The organism is Natranaeroarchaeum aerophilus, from assembly GCF_023638055.1.
GTDB classification, from domain to species: domain Archaea; phylum Halobacteriota; class Halobacteria; order Halobacteriales; family Natronoarchaeaceae; genus Natranaeroarchaeum; species Natranaeroarchaeum aerophilum.
The window spans coordinates 40,459-55,608 of sequence record NZ_JAKRVY010000009.1; the positions used below are offsets into that span (position 1 = coordinate 40,459).

The window sequence follows — 15,150 nt, forward strand, 5'->3', positions numbered from 1 at the left end:
ACAGATGAATCTCGGATCGGCCGCTTCGGGGGTACTCGACCGGTTTCGAGACGACGAGCGAGCCGAGCGACACGGCGGCTGTCAGTGTCGGCCATCGTTTGAGGGTGATCGACTCGTGCTCGACGCCACTGACTGTCCGGAGAACGGGCAGCTCGGCGAGAGCGGCGGCTGCCGGAGTGTGGCGATCGATGCGCTCACCGAGCGGGACGTCGAGACGGTCGTGGCTCGCGCCGATGGTCTCGACCGGATCTACGACGATCGTGCCGCTGCACTGCTGGTGGCTGCTGGCCGATTCGTCGAGCAGGTCGCTGTCCACGATGCCGAACTCGCCGATAGCGCGCGATCGGATCCGATCGACGCCTGTCGGTGCGCGACGGCGCGCACGCCGCCTGTCTCCCGAATTGCGGCCGAAACCGGACTCGAGAGCGTCGTCGAGTCCGTTGCAGGGTACGAGACGGCGCTTCGGCCGGCGCTTCGATCGACGGTCGCCCGTGCGCGCGTGTCGGCGCGACCACCAGCGAATACAGCACTCGTCGAAACGAGATCGCTCGGCACCGAAAGCACGGCCCGGATCTACCGCGACCGATCGACCGGCAGCCGGACGTACCAGCTGGAACCGGCGATCACCGAGTTATCCGCGGCCGGAAATCGTCAGCTTGCGGCAGCATACGACCGGCTGGCCTCGGGAGCGATCGAGGGGGGTGACAGAGCACCGGGCCGTGCGGTTCGGGCCGTCTGCGATAGCGACGACGACATCGCACTCCTCGCCCGGCTCCTCGCCAAACACACCCGCGAGTTCGGCGTGGTGACCGACCTACTATCCGATCCTGCGGTCTCGGACGTGTTCGTCACGACGCCAGTCGAATCGACGCCGGTGCGAGTGCTGTACGACGGTGACCGGCTGGCGACGAACGTCCGCCTCACCGAAGCGGGGGCTGCCGCCTTCGCCTCACGATTCCGCCGGTCGAGCGGCCGCGCCTTCTCTCGCGCCAGTCCGACGCTCGCGGCGACGACCTCCGCCGGAGAGTCGGCTGGAAGCGTCCGTGTTGCGGGTGTTACGGATCCCGTCAGCGACGGCACGGGCTTTGTCTTCCGGGATCACGGCGACGAGGCGCTGACGCTCCCCGCGCTCGTCGAGAACGGAACGCTCCCTGCGGACGCGGCCGCCCTGCTCTCGGTCGCCGTCCGACGCTCCAGTGCGGGACTCATTGCCGGAACTCGTGGGGCTGGCAAGACGACGACGCTCGGCGCGCTACTGTGGGAACTGCCCGCTGGCACTCGAACCGTGGTCATCGAAGACACCCCCGAGCTACCGGTCGAGCAGTTACAGGAGACCGGCCGGGACGTCCAGGCGCTCGAAACCGCGGTTGACGTCGAAGATGGGCCAGGAATATCGCCGAGCGAGGCGCTCAGAACCGCCCTGCGGCTCGGCGAGGGGGCACTCGTTCTGGGTGAAGTCCGTGGTGAGGAAGCCCGCGTCCTCTACGAGGCGATGCGGGTTGGCGCGAGCGGCAGCGCCGTCCTCGGAACGATCCACGGCGACGGCGGCCAGTCCGTCCGAGAGCGGGTCGTCTCCGATCTGGACGTCCCCGAGTCGTCGTTTGCCGTCACCGAGTTCGTCGTAACGCTCGAACCGTATCAGGGCCCGGACGGCCGGGCGCGACGAGTCCGATCGATCGAGGAACTCCTCGTCACCGACGAGGGGGTGACGTTCGCGCCACTGTACGAACTCAGTGGCGGTGAACTGGTTCCGAGCGGTCGGATCGGACGCGGGGAGAGTCGACTGGTCGACAGCCTCGCGCGATCCGACGAGTCCTACGCCGATGTCCGGGAGTTGCTCGACCACTGGCAACGTGTTTTCGATCGCCTCGCCGACAGCGGCCGGACGCGACCGCAGGCCGTCGCCGATGCCTACGCCCGACAGTCCCGATCACGTGAGGGAGCGTGATGCTGGCTCGACTTGTCGAGGGGCTCGCGCGGCTGTATCCGGCACCCGTCTCGACGAGCGAGGAGCTGCGGCGCTCGCTGTCGTTTCTTGACGAGCCGGTTGCACCTGAGGCTGTTGTCAGGGCGGGTTTTGGCGCTGCCCTGCTCCTCGCCTGTCTTCTGATGCCGGTCGGTATCGTGTTTACAGACGTGCCCGTGCCGGTGGTAGTGTTCGGTTCCGCCACGGTAGCGCTCGCCTGTACACACCTGATTCACAGCGGTCCGGAGCTACTGGCCTCGGCGCGACGGTCGCTCGCGCTCGGTGCCGCGCCGGGGATCGTGGGCCGCGCGGTGCTCCGGATGCGAATCACGCCAACCACGGAGTCCGCTGCGAGCTTCGCTGCGTCGACGGGCGATGGGCCGCTAGCCGAGAGCCTGGCCGAACACGTGCGGCGTGCGCGAGGGCAGCCCGATTCGGGATTCGAATCGTTCGCCGCCGAGTGGGATGACTGGTTCCCGGAACTCGGGCGGGCGGTGACCCTGGTTGGGACGGCGGCGGACGCCCAGCCCGAAGAGCGGCCGCGCTCGCTTGATCGGGCGCTCAGAACGGTGCTCGACGGAACGCGCGATCGGATGGCCGCGTTCGCAAACGAGATTCAGGGGCCAGCAACCGGACTGTACGCTTTCGGCGTGCTCTTACCGCTCGCGCTGATCGCCGTGCTCCCGGCAGCGGCGACCGCGGGCGTCCCCGTTACGCAGACCTTGCTCGTGGTCGTCTACTGTCTTGTCCTGCCGGGCGTCGTCCTGCTCGGCTCGGTATGGCTTCTGTTGCGTCGGCCCGTCGCGTTTCCGCCCCCGACCGTCGATCGGTCACATCCAGACATCAATGGAGAGTGGTGGCAGCCGGTGCTGGCAGGAACCGGGACCGCCATTCTGGTCGCTCTCGTCGGAACTGCCGTGCTTCCATCGTGGTCGGTGCCGTTAGTTGCCGTTGCCTCCGGCATCGGAGTCGGTCTCCTTGCCTGGTTTCGGCCGATCGTCCGCGTGCGAAACCACGCTCGCGCGGTCGAGGCTGGCCTCGTCGACGCGCTGTACCTGATCGGCCGCGAGGTAGGAACGGGAACGGCAGTCGAGACCGCCATTGCCCGGACAGGGGAACGACTTGACGACGAGACTGGGGACGTGCTCTCCGAGGCGGTTCGACGCCAGCGGCACCTACGGGTCGGCGTCCGGACGGCATTTCTCGGCGAGCACGGCGCGGTTGCTGAGATACCGAGTCCACGCGTTCAGAGTACGGCGACATTGCTTGCGCTGGCCGCACGAGAGGGCCGTCCAACAGGGAGTGCGATCGTCTCGATGGCCTCTCATCTGGAGGAGCTTCGGACCGTCGAGAAGGACGCGAAACGACAGCTCGGGCGGATTACCGGGACGCTCCGCAGCACGGCGACGATCTTCGGGCCGCTCGTTGCCGGGATCACCGTTTCCCTCGCGGGTGAGATGGGTGGCCTGGATGCGACGAGTACCGAAACGGCGGCCGTTCCAGCCACCGTACTGGGGCCGATTGTCGGAACCTACGTGATTCTTCTGACGCTGATCCTGACCACGCTTGCGGTCGGTCTGGAGAACGGTCTCGATCGGCCGCTGGTCGGCTATCGCGCTGGCGGGGCGCTGGTATGTTCGGTCTGGGTGTTCATGGCTGCGTATATCGCAGGCGGATTGTTCGTCTGAGCGTCCACGAGTTTATACACGAATGGGCGGCGACAGGAGGTATGGTCGAACTCATTGGGCTCCGGAGCGACACAGCATCACAGTTGAGCGGAGGTCGAACTGCGAGCGTGGGTGGCGTCGCTGCTGCTGTCGATGTGGTCGCTGCGAGCCCACAGGTGTCCGAGGGGTCGTATACGGTATCCGCCGATGCGATCCGAATCGACTCCGACGCGGTGGCACTCAGACGCGAGGGAACGGTAACGAACGAACGCTTCGCTGACCACGTTACGCCCGTGTGTCATGGCACGCTCCTCTGGGAGCTACTGCGTGGTGCACGGCCGGATCACCTGTTCGAGACGGTGGATGGATTCGAGCGTTCGATCAACGCGGCGCAAAGCCGGAAGCGTGAGTGGCGCACCGACGTGGAAACGATCCGTATTCGACCGGTTCGGTGGCGGGGTGTCGAGGCGACGCTTGTCGGCACCTGATCGGGACAAGGGGTAACCGCTATGTACGCCGCGCCGCACGAGTTCGGTATGCTTCAGGATCAGCGCGTGGACGTAGATGGCCTCTCGGTCGACGGGCTACGGGCAGAGTACGACGGGGAGCTCCGGGCCGTGATCGACGGGTCCGACCCCGAGAGCGTCGCCGCCGAGTCGGACGTCGATGTCGGGACAGTTTCAGCGATTGCAGACGGCGAGTCCCCGTCGCTCTCGCTTTCGGACGCGGCGGCGATCCTCGCACTCGGCGAGGAGTATCCAGACGCCGAAACCATCGAGACGATGGCGTGTGAGCATCTGCTGCTCGGCATGTCGATGGCCGTGCTGGACGTCGACGCGCTGGCGAGCGAGGTAGTCCTCGATCTCTCGGCAAAGGAGATCCAGCAGAAACTCGAACGACGCGCACCGATGGATCTGGCGGAGTTCGTCGCCATCGAGTACGCGATTGCTGACCGCCAGCGCTGAGGTCGGTCCACTGCAACACTTGTGCGGATCTACGCAGTTAACACGGTGGCAAGCAAACGAATGGTATGCGCGCTGGGATTCTCGGATGTGGCTACGTCGGGATCGAACTCGGTCGACAGTTGACGGAGTCTGGTCACGAGGTGATCGGTGTCAGGCGCTCCGACGAGGGTATCAAGACGATCGAATCGGCGGGCTTCGACGCCGTACAGGCGGATATTACCGACGCAGACGAACTGAGTGTGGTTCCCGATGTCGACGCCATCGTCTTTGCGGCGAGTTCCGGGGGCAGAGGAGCGGACGCCGCTCGTGAGATCTACGTCGACGGACTTCGGGGGGCAATCGAGTCCTTCGGAACGCGCGAAAACCCACCGGACAGGCTGGTCTACACGTCGAGTACCGGTGTCTACGGCGACCACGGCGGCGACTGGGTGGACGAGACGACGCCGCTGGACCCGACCACTGAAAAGACACAGGTGCTCGCAGAGGCCGAGCGCATCGCGACGGAGGTCGCGGCCGAGTACGGTATCGACGGAACGGTAGCTCGGTACGCCGGGCTGTACGGGCCGGATCGCTACCGTCTCGACCGATACATCGAGGGACCAGTCACGGAAGGGTATCTGAACATGGTCCATCGTGAGGACGCTGCCGGAGCTGTCGCACACATTCTCGAGACGCAACTGTCCATGGACACCGTCGTGGTCGTCGACGACGAACCAGTATCGAAGTGGGAGTTTGCGGACTGGCTGGCTGCCGAGTGTGGGCGAGCGGAACCGCCAAAACGGACGAAAGCGGAGCGACTCGACGATCCAGGGCTATCCGAGGCTGCGCGGCGACGTATCCTGACAAGCAAGCGGTGCTCGAACGAGCGGCTTCAGGCGTCGGGCTACGAGTTCGCGTACCCGACCTATCGTGAGGGATATCGTGCTGCGATCGAGGCGTATCGGTCCGACTGATCCGGGCTGTAGCGCCGCTGGACTTGCCACCTGAAACGTCCCCGTACATATACGCTTTGGCGAAGTTTCATAGCCGGTGGGGGTCTCACAACGAGTATGCGGTACGCTGTCGTCAGCCGTGGGGTCGTCGACGACGCACTCCGCGCCGTCGACACCGACGGGACGCTTCTTGTTGGCGGTGCCATCGTAGTGGCACTGCTGGGCGGGCTCTGGCTGGCGATCCGCTGGCTTCGCCGGACGCCCGGCCTCCGGTTCCAGCGATTACTGGGTCAGTACGATACTGTCGACGTACTGATGCATCCGAATCCGGATCCCGATGCGATGTCGGCCGCACTGGCGGTCTCGTTTCTCGCTGATACTGTCGACACCGACGCGCGATTGTTGTTTGCAGGGCAGATCAGACATCAGGAGAACCGGGCGTTTCGGACCGTCCTCGACGTTGAAATGACACGGATTGACTCTGCGGCTGACGTAGACGGGGACGGACTCGTACTCGTCGATCACAACCGCCCACGTGGGTTTTCAGGCGCGGAGGGGCTCTCCCCGGACGCGCTGATCGACCATCATCCCGGCGGAGGGGAGGCCGAGTCGTTCACCGATGCCCGGACGAACTACGGGGCCTGCGCGACGATTCTGGCCGAGTATCTCGAGGCAATCGACGCGCGACCGGTGGCCGACGAGGAGGATATCGATCTACGGATCCCCTGGGAAGTGTCGACCGGACTACTGTACGGGATTCAGTCGGACACGAACCATCTCACCAAAGGCTGTTCTTCGGCGGAGTTTCAGGCGGCATCGTTCCTGTACCCCGGCATCGATGAGGATGCGCTTGACCGGATCGCCAACCCGGAGGTGAGCGCGGAGACGCTGGATATCAAGGCACGGGCGATCCGGGAACGGCGGATCGACGGCTCGTTCGCCGTCGCGGACGTGGGCGAGGTGTCGAACGTCGATGCGATCCCACAGGCCGCCGACGAACTGCTCACACTGGAGGGTGTGACAGCGGTCGTCGTCTACGGCAGGCGGGAGGGGGAGCTCAGCCTGTCAGGGCGCTCCCGCGACGACCGCGTTCACATGGGTGACGTGCTCTCGGCGGTCACCGAGGATATCCCGATGGCGAGTGCTGGCGGGCATGCACGCATGGGCGGGGGACAGATCTCGATAGCTCACATGGAGGGAATCGGTCCATCGGATGGCCTGACGGAAGAGCAGTTCACCGACCGCCTGTTCGGTGCAATGTCGGGCGACATCTAGACGCCTTTTTTGATCCGAAGTCCGAACGTACCCTATGGCAACCAGTACTGGCACGTGGTCCTACCGCGACCGGTTTCACGAGGAGTTCGGGCGGACCTACTTCCGGCGTTACGGCGATGGACTCGTGTCGTCAATCGGGATCGGCACCTACCTCGGGGACCCGACCGACGCCGTCGACGAGCGGTACTACGATGCGATCCGCGCGGCACTGGAGGGTGGTATCAACGTCGTCGATACAGCGATCAACTACCGCTGCCAGCGCAGCGAGCGCGTTGTTGGCCGGGCGCTTGCGGACGCCGACGTGGGCCGCGAGGAGGTCGTCGTCGCGACGAAAGGCGGCTTTATCGCCTTCGACGAGGATCGTCCCGAGGACCCCGGACAGTACGTCCTCGACGAGTACGTCGAGACCGATATCGTCCCACGGGACTCGCTGGTTGGCGGGCACCACTCTATCCATCCCGATTTCCTCGACGACCAGCTAGACCGGTCGCTGTCGAATCTAGACGTCGAGACGATCGACCTGTACTACGTCCACAACCCAGAAACGCAGTTGGCGGAGCGATCGAGGGGAGCCGTCTACGATCAGCTAGAAGCCGCCTTCGAGCGGCTGGAAGAACGCGCCGCGGCGGGAGATATCGCTCACTACGGCGTCGCGTCGTGGGAGTGTTTTCGGGTGCCGGCCGACCACGATCGCTACCTGTCGTTGCCCGAGGTGATCTCTCGGGCGCGGTCGGCCGCGGCGACGGTCGGCAACGCGGCGACGCATCTCCGTGCGATCCAGCTCCCGTTCAACGTGGTGATGGCTGACGCATTCACCGTCAAGGCCCACGAGTCACAGGACGGTCCGCAGAGCGCTCTCTGGTTCGCCCACGAGGCCGGACTGAATGTCTTTACGAGCGCAAGTATCGGCCAGGGTGAGTTGGCAGGCGAGCTCCCGGCAGAAGTCGCTGCACGCCTGGAGGGAGAGACGACGGCCCAGCGTGCGATCAACTTCGCCCGAAGTGCCCCCGGCGTAACCGCCTCGCTCGTCGGAACGAGTTCCGTCGAACACGTCGAGGAGAACCTCATCGCGGGCGAGTACGATCCGCTCGGGGCCGACGCGTTCGACGCAGTCTTCGAGTAGTTATCGCAGCTCCTTCCACCGACCACCACAGTCGGGACAGACCCGAACGGAGCCGATCTGGTCGGGATCGTTCTCCGTTTTGAGATTCTCCTCGCAGTCCCCGCAGACGATTCGCTCGTACGTATCCTTCTCCAGGGTTCCGTCGCGTAACGCCTTGCGGACTGATTTCATACTACATGTAGATACAACCAACCGGCAAAAGTACTGGGGCCACTCCTGTGGAACGGCCGGTCCGGAAACGACGGCCGGAAGCGCCGAGGTTTTGAGCGTGCGGACCAACTAGGCTATGATGGAGTACGTTCAGGAGCGGATCGCCACGGTGCACGATTTTACCGACCCCGTTCCGTCGGCACCGACGGACAGCACCGCGGTTGTCGTTCCGATGACCCACCGGGAGCACGGTGCACCTGCTGCAGAACGGACCCTCTCGACGCTGTCGAGAGTCGACCCGGCGACGGTCGTGGTGCCGCTCAGAGCACCACCCGAACGCGTCGACCCGTTCCGGGAGTGGCTCGACGGTTTTGCGGTCGACACCGAACTGCTCTGGTGCAACAGCGAACCGGTCGAATCCCTGCTCGCACGGAGCGGCGTCCCCACCAATCGGGGAAAGGGGCGTGACGTCTGGCTCGCGCTGGGGGCGGCCGCAGCGGACCACGAGTATATCGTCGTCCACGACGCCGACGCGACGACCTACTCGGCGGCACACGTGCCGCGCCTGCTTGCGCCACTGGGCCACGACTACTCGTTCTCGAAGGGCTACTACGCGCGAATCGAGGACGAGCGCCTGTATGGCCGGCTGTTTCGGCTGTTTGTCGCGCCGCTTATCCGGGCCCTCAGTGATCGACACCATGCCCCAGTATTGCGCTATCTGGATAGTTTCAGATACGCACTGGCTGGCGAGTTCGCCATGACGGCGGAGCTCGCACAGTCGATTCGTGCCCAGCCGAGCTGGGGCCTGGAGATCGGTACGCTGGGGGAAGCTTTCGATCACTGTGGGTTCGAGGGCACTGCACAGGTCGACCTTGGATTCCACGAGCACGACCACCGGGCGGTCCGTGGCGAGACCGGGCTGGCGGACATGGCCGAGCACGTCGGTGATGCGCTGTTTCGCGTGCTCGACGATCACGGTCTTGATGTGGCGTATGGGACGCTTCCTGCTGACTACCGACGGACGGCGAACCGACTGGTCGAGCAGTACGCGCTCGACGCCTCGATGAACGGGCTGGCGTTCGACGCCCCGGCAGAGCGCGAACAGGTAGCGGCCTACAGCGCCGCCGTGACGCCACCAGGGGAGGATGAGCGACTGCCCGCCTGGAAGGAGGTCTCGCTGTCGCCTGTCTCTCTCGAACGGGCGGCCGTCCGCGCACTCGACGGCCCATCCCTGACGTCGAGCGAGGACTGACGCTGTCGGCACCGAACGTCTGCGAACGCACGGAAACGACTATTTATATGGGGGACAGGTCATCGACTATGACCGCAACACTCGACGATCTCGCCGGCGTCGTCGACCTTTTCGACGGGCTGACACGCGCAGAACTGGCACAGGCACTCGTCGAACTCGGCGCACGACGCGGGGACACACCTGATGATGACGCGATCGACGCCGCGATCCAGCAGGCCCTCGACGAGTACTATCTGATACGCTACGAGACCGCAGATCCCAGCTTGCTCGTTGCCGGTCCCGCGGCGTTTCCGACGCTCCCCGAGCACGCGGAGGATCTGCCCCACATCATGGACGTTCCGAATCGCTCGCCGGATCGTGACGACCTCGGAACCGTCGCCGCGGAACGGGTCCGATCGGATGCCGATGCGGCGATCGAGGCCAGCGACACGGAGCGCATCGAGACGCTGATCGACGTCAGCTACGACATCGAGGCGTGGGCCCCTGTCGACCTTGACGATGTCCGGGAACGGCTCGACGAGCACGCGACGACGGGCGAGTAGCGATCGGATTCTGAAACGCTATACATCCGGAGGTCGTAGCGGGGCGTACCGACCGATGGATCTCGATCTGGAACGCGTCGCGGCGTACGACCCGCGCGCGATTACCGACGAGCGCCACGATGCCGCGGTCCTCGTCCCGGTGATCGACCGGAACGGCGAGAGCCATCTCCTGTTTACGAAACGTGCCGACCATCTCGGCGAGCACCCCGGTCAGATGAGCTTTCCCGGTGGCGGGTGCGAACCGATGGACGCCGACAGCCACGAGACCGCACTCCGGGAGGCAAACGAGGAGATCGCACTGGAGCCCGCGGATGCAAGAATCGTCGGCCGTCTCGACGACATCCGGACGATCACCGAGTACGCGGTCACGCCGGTCGTCGCCCGCGTCCCCGACCGCCAGTACGTCCCGGACGAATCAGAAGTCGCCGAGATCGTGGTGCTGCCAGTCTCGGGGCTCGTCGATCCGGACAACTACGAGTTCGAGGAGCGTGACCACCCCCACTACGGCGAGATCGTGATCCATTACTTCCATGTCGACGGCTACACAGTCTGGGGCGCAACCGGCCGGATCGTCGTCGACTTTCTCGAGCGGACGACCGACTGGCGCGCGCCGGAGCGGATCGACCGGGATATTGCCTGATCCTTACGCCTCGTCTGGTTTTTCCAACAGCCCATCCCGTTCGTCGAGTTCGCCGCGATAAATCGCGTACGCGATCACGCGCTCGCACTCGGCGGGTGAGACGTCGTACGCCGAACTCGCCAGCGTCTCGAACTCCGTACGGTCGACCGGGAACTCACGGTTCTGGAGCAGACGGACCACCTGGTTGTACGTCTCCGTCTCTGGTCGTTCGGGAGCGTCGGGATCGGCGTCGTCAGTATCGCGTGCGTTCGCTTCCGCAGCGGCGGACGCGTTCGCACTGGGGGAAGTGGACTGCTCATCTCGCTGTTCGCCCGAGTGCTCGGCCTGTTCGTCGTCGTGTGTCCCGTCGGCTGGCTCTACTTCAATCCCATCGTCGAATGAGCCGGTTCCGGGAGCTGGCTCGTCGTCCGCTGCTCCGTTCCGCCCGTCCGGCGTATCGTCGATTGTCGGCGTCGGGGTGGCGCTCCGACTGTCGGATCTCGATTTCTCCTGTGCGTCGTCCTCGTCAGTGATCGGTTCGAGCGTCACCGCCGCGTTTTCCCCGGTCGCACCAAGACGTCGGACGGTCGGTTCGAGCACCTTTTCGAGCTTCCTCTTGCACGATGGACACAACGATGCGATCGGCCCCTCTTCGTCGTCCACCGCGGCCGGGACCACGTCGTAATCGGCAACCGGAGCGTCGACGGCGACACCGCAGAAGTAACACGCATCAAACTCGGGCATACCCGGACGTGGTGTGAGAGCATCAAGAAACCCCCGGTCGCTTCACTCCTCGTCGATCCCAGTGAACTCGAACCGCGCGCCACCGTCAGTACTCGTCCCGACGGCTATCTCCCAGCCATGCCCCTCGGCGACGCTCTTGACGATGTAGAGGCCGAGGCCTGTTCCGAGTTCTTCCGTCGACATTCCCGGACTGAAAATCTCCTCAGTGAGGTCAGCATCGATGCCGGGGCCCGAGTCCTCGACGTACCATCCCCCCTCGATCCGTCCGACCCGGACAGTGACGTCCTCGCCGCCGTGCTGGATCGCATTCCGGAACAGGTTTTCGAGTAACTGCATCAGTCGGTCGTAGTCAGCACGGATCCAGCCGGTTGAGTCGACCACGAGCGTTGCGTCGGCAGTCTCCGTCGTCTCCCAGGCGTCTTCGACGACCGCGGCGAGATCGAGTAGCTCCTGCTCGCCGACCTGATTCCCGGTGCGGGCGAGCCACAGCAGGTCGTCGATGATCCGCTCCATCCGATCGAGGGAGCGTTCGACCTCCACGAGCTCGTCGACTGCCTCGGTATCGGTCTCCTGAGCGATCTCTACATAGGCGCTGGCGACGCCGAGCGGGTTGCGAAGGTCATGAGAGACGACCGACGCGAAGCTTTCCAGGCGTTCGTTCTTTTCCTGTAGCCGTTGTTCGCGCTCCCTGCGTTCCGTTACGTCGGTGAAAATGCCGGTGAAAAACCGCTCTCCGTTGTATTCGTGTTCGCGGAGACTGATCGAGACGACGAGCTCGTGGCCAGCCCTGTGCTGTGCCGGTAGTTCGACGCCGTCCCAGTCGATATGTCGCTTGCCGGTTCGTAGATACGCTTCTAACCCCGCCCGATGGTCGTCGCGGTGCCGTTCGGGAATGATCGTCATCTTCGAGCTTCCGACCAGTTCGTCAGGGGAATAGCCAAGAATCTCTTCGATAGCCGGGTTTGCGAACACGATATTGCTGTCCTCGTCGATCGTGAGGATCCCTTCTGACGTGTTCGCAAGCAGGGTTCGGTAGAACTCGATATCGTCATCGGCGATCGAGGAATCGACGACGAGCTCGTCCGCTTCTCCGTCCCCTACTGTATCTGTCACAGTATCGAGTTCGACCCACGCGTAAAATAATCTTCGGGGTCGGGATGTGACCGCCACCAAACAGGTTGGCGCTAGAACTGATCCTGCAATTCAATCTCGGCCACGATATCGTAGGGATCCTTGCCCTTGCGGATCGCATCGAGCATGACGAAGGCGTCGCTCGGCGAGAGGAAGTGTGTCGTCACTGCCCGCCCCAGCGGTGTCGGCTCGAAGCCGTCGATGAACTCGTACTGGAGCAGTTTACCGACGGCGTGTTTGGTCGGGACGTCGCCAAGCATCCGGCCGTTGAGCCGTTTGGTGGCCTTGCCCGCGACGGTGATGTTCGCCAGCGTCTCCTCGACGGCCGCGCGTTCGTCGTAGACTGTCCGAACCGATTCCATCTCGCCTTTCAGAAGCTTGAATGCGACCTCGTCCTCGCTCATCTCCATGCTGGAATGGTAGCTCGTGTCGGGTTCGACCAGCACGTAGACAGTGCCCTTGTCGTGGTAGTCAGGGCGTCCGGCCCGGCCGAGCATCTGGTGGAACTCCTGAACCGAGAGCCACTCGATACCCATCGCGAGCGTATCGAAAATGACCTGTGAAGCGGGGAAGTCCACACCGGCGGCAAGTGCGGCCGTGGTCACGACGGCGGCGAGGTCCTGATCGCCGAACTTCCGCTCGACGGATTTACGCTGCCCGTAATCGAGCCCGGCGTGGTAGGCCGCCGAGTCGTACTCCAGTTTGCGACTGATCTCGTGACAGCGCCGTCGCGAATTGGTGAAGATGATCGTCTGTCCCCGATACCCCTTCGAGGATTTCGAGTCGAACTCCCGTTTGACCAGCTTGTTCTCCAGTCTGGTCTTCTCGCGCTGGTCGGCAAAGGTGACGTGACGCTCGATCGGAACGGGGCGTTCCTCGAACTCGACGAGGTTCGCCCGCAGTCCCTGTGCGAGTTCGCGGGGATTCCCGACTGTCGCCGAGAGGTAGATCCACTGAGCGCCGCTGTACCCCGAACGGGACGTTGCCCGCTCCTCACAGTAGTACTTGAGCCGCGAGATCATCCCGTCCAGCCGGTGGCCCCGTTCGTCCTCTTTGAGCGTGTGCACCTCGTCGATGACGACGGTACCGATATCGCCCAGATCCCGTCCGGTCCGGAGCGCGTGGTCGATCCCCTCGTAGGTCCCGACGATGACGTCGGCGCTGGGATCGAACCGACTGCCGTTATCCCGGACCCGGCTCGCCCCGACGCGGATCGTCACGTCGACGAGATCGCCGTACTCGTCCTCGAAGTCCTCGTGTTTCTGATTTGCCAGCGCGACCAGCGGCACGAGAAAGAGCATCTTGCCCTTGCCGTTGAGGACGCGGTCGAGCCCCGTCATTTCGCCGACGAGCGTCTTTCCGGTCGCCGTCGCGCTCACGACGAGCTGGTCGTCGCCTTCCAGCAGGCCGTTCTCGATTGCGAGGCTCTGGACTGGCAGGAGCGTATCGAAGCGGTCCTCAAGGAGTCCCTGCACACCGGGATGGAGATTCAGCGAGTCAACACGAACCCGATCGATCTCGTCGGTCGTCGCGCTGATCTCGTCGAACTTGGTCAGATCCGGATCGAGATGGCCCTTGAGCAGGTTCGTGATCCGTTCGAGATCCTGTACGTCAAGCAGTAGCTCTTCGAGTCGCTCCTGTGCGGCACTCGTAACCTCGCCCTGATAGGAGAGTTCACGTTCGAGTTCGACTTTGGCGCAGTCCGGACAGACGAACTCGTCGTCTTTCTTGATCGCCGTCTCGCTCGTCAGCGGCGAGTACCGTCCGTCAGAGGCACAGAGCCGACACGTCCGGACGACCTTGGCCGAGAGCTGGTAGCCGTCGAGCGCCTCGCGTAACCGGTCACGATGCTCCGGTGCGGTCTGTTCTGAAATACGGATGCGGTTCGCCCGACGTGCGATATCGACGAACTCGTCGGGACTGCGTGGCTCCTCGCTGGAGCCGTCCTTGATACGAAAGCGGCCGGGGCGGGGACCCGCGGAGGTCTCCTTGAGGTCGAGTCGGGCGCGAAACAGTCGCTCGCCGTCGCGTCGAACGGTGACGAAGTAGTCGTCGTTCGACTCGTGGAGGAACAGCGTGTCGACCTGCGGGACCTGCCGTGACACACGCCACAGTACCCATCCCGCCTATTTGAGACGTTCGGAATCCGAGTCGTCGGTGCGCTGGACGGTGACCCGTCCCCCGGTCTCCGCGAGGCGGAATCCGGCTGCGTCGAGCCAGTCGGCGGCATGCCCCGCACCGTGCAGGAGTAGTTCGACCAAGTCGCTTCGCTCGTCGATGTCCGTGGCGAGACGGTGCGAGTCGAACACGGAGAACGCAGCACCGATCCGGGCAGCGACCTTGCGGTGGTCACGAAAGGAAACGCCGTGGTAGTCGACCCGGAACTCGGGATGACGGACCACAAGGGCATTCGTCCCGCCGCCCCGCCCCGGGACTGCAACGACCTCTCCATCGGCGTCGAACAGCCGGTGGAGATCGGCTGGACGCGCTAGCGCGAGATCGGCCATCACGACGGCGACCGGTTCGTCAGCGCCTGCAAGCACGTCGTTGATCGCGGGCGAGAGTGGGCGGTCGTCGACGGTGACCGGGACAGTGACATCCCGCTCGTCCGCCAGCGGTGCCGTCGCCAGTAGCTCCGGCTCTTCACCGCTTTCCCGAACCGCCGACAGCACGTCCTCGAGCATCGCGTACGCGAACTCGGCCCGTTCTCGCCGGTCGAGCACGTCCGAAAGGCGCGTTTTGGGCTCGCTCGCGTCGAACGGGACGAGTACACGCATGGCTATG

15 protein-coding genes are annotated in these 15,150 nt (G+C 64.4%); 10 read left to right on the forward strand and 5 right to left on the reverse strand.

All coding sequences use genetic code 11. From position 1 onward, the window contains the following. Positions 1-4 precede the first annotated feature (4 nt). The 7 genes from AArcSt11_RS14195 to AArcSt11_RS14225 all read left to right on the forward strand — a co-directional run bounded on the left by AArcSt11_RS14195 (position 5) and on the right by AArcSt11_RS14225 (position 7,928). Entirely contained in the window at positions 5-1,948 is a 1,944-nt protein-coding gene (locus AArcSt11_RS14195) for an ATPase, T2SS/T4P/T4SS family (protein WP_250598043.1), read from the forward strand. After that, complete coding sequence (locus AArcSt11_RS14200; protein ID WP_250598045.1) at positions 1,948-3,654, forward strand: type II secretion system protein; 1,707 nt, start codon at positions 1,948-1,950, stop codon at positions 3,652-3,654. Before AArcSt11_RS14195 ends, AArcSt11_RS14200 begins: the two co-directional genes overlap by 1 nt. Before the next feature lie 41 nt (positions 3,655-3,695). Next, positions 3,696-4,121, forward strand: a complete 426-nt coding sequence (locus tag AArcSt11_RS14205; protein ID WP_250598047.1) for a DUF7283 family protein — start codon at positions 3,696-3,698, stop codon at positions 4,119-4,121. Positions 4,122-4,169: 48 nt separating this feature from the next. Continuing rightward, positions 4,170-4,598: a DUF5791 family protein gene (locus AArcSt11_RS14210; protein WP_250598048.1), complete on the forward strand. Its 429-nt coding sequence runs from the start codon at positions 4,170-4,172 to the stop codon at positions 4,596-4,598. Between the two features lie 65 nt (positions 4,599-4,663). Then, entirely contained in the window at positions 4,664-5,551 is an 888-nt protein-coding gene (locus tag AArcSt11_RS14215) for an SDR family oxidoreductase (RefSeq protein WP_250598049.1), read from the forward strand. Between the two features lie 96 nt (positions 5,552-5,647). Next, positions 5,648-6,805, forward strand: coding sequence for a DHH family phosphoesterase (locus AArcSt11_RS14220; RefSeq protein WP_250598050.1), 1,158 nt, complete (start codon positions 5,648-5,650; stop codon positions 6,803-6,805). 34 nt (positions 6,806-6,839) lie between these two features. Then, a complete protein-coding gene (locus tag AArcSt11_RS14225; protein ID WP_250598051.1) occupies positions 6,840-7,928 on the forward strand; it encodes an aldo/keto reductase in 1,089 nt (362 codons plus the stop codon). Here AArcSt11_RS14225 and AArcSt11_RS14230 read toward each other — a convergent pair whose 3' ends face one another. Further along, a complete protein-coding gene (locus tag AArcSt11_RS14230) occupies positions 7,929-8,099 on the reverse strand; it encodes an HVO_0758 family zinc finger protein (RefSeq protein WP_238477793.1) in 171 nt (56 codons plus the stop codon). Positions 8,100-8,217: 118 nt separating this feature from the next. Between AArcSt11_RS14230 and AArcSt11_RS14235 the strand changes: the two genes are divergently transcribed. From AArcSt11_RS14235 to AArcSt11_RS14245, 3 genes are all read left to right on the forward strand, one after another. Then, entirely contained in the window at positions 8,218-9,330 is a 1,113-nt protein-coding gene (locus AArcSt11_RS14235) for a glycosyltransferase family protein (RefSeq protein ID WP_250598129.1), read from the forward strand. A gap of 68 nt (positions 9,331-9,398) precedes the next feature. Further along, positions 9,399-9,872 carry a DUF7109 family protein gene (locus tag AArcSt11_RS14240; protein WP_250598052.1) on the forward strand — a complete coding sequence of 158 codons (474 nt, stop codon included), beginning with the start codon at positions 9,399-9,401 and terminating at the stop codon, positions 9,870-9,872. A gap of 55 nt (positions 9,873-9,927) precedes the next feature. Further along, a complete protein-coding gene (locus AArcSt11_RS14245; protein WP_250598054.1) occupies positions 9,928-10,512 on the forward strand; it encodes an NUDIX hydrolase in 585 nt (194 codons plus the stop codon). Between the two features lie 3 nt (positions 10,513-10,515). Here AArcSt11_RS14245 and AArcSt11_RS14250 read toward each other — a convergent pair whose 3' ends face one another. From AArcSt11_RS14250 to cofC, 4 genes are all read right to left on the reverse strand, one after another. Further along, positions 10,516-11,235, reverse strand: a complete 720-nt coding sequence (locus tag AArcSt11_RS14250) for a DUF8528 domain-containing protein (protein ID WP_250598056.1) — start codon at positions 11,233-11,235, stop codon at positions 10,516-10,518. Between the two features lie 42 nt (positions 11,236-11,277). Beyond that, on the reverse strand, positions 11,278-12,348 hold the full coding sequence (locus AArcSt11_RS14255) for a two-component system sensor histidine kinase NtrB (protein WP_250598057.1): 1,071 nt from the start codon (positions 12,346-12,348) through the stop codon (positions 11,278-11,280). 71 nt (positions 12,349-12,419) lie between these two features. Next, positions 12,420-14,471 carry a DEAD/DEAH box helicase gene (locus AArcSt11_RS14260; RefSeq protein WP_250598058.1) on the reverse strand — a complete coding sequence of 684 codons (2,052 nt, stop codon included), beginning with the start codon at positions 14,469-14,471 and terminating at the stop codon, positions 12,420-12,422. Between the two features lie 21 nt (positions 14,472-14,492). Continuing rightward, positions 14,493-15,143 (reverse strand): 2-phospho-L-lactate guanylyltransferase, encoded by a 651-nt coding sequence (gene cofC / locus AArcSt11_RS14265; protein ID WP_250598059.1) that lies wholly within the window; start codon positions 15,141-15,143, stop codon positions 14,493-14,495. Positions 15,144-15,150 lie beyond the last annotated feature (7 nt).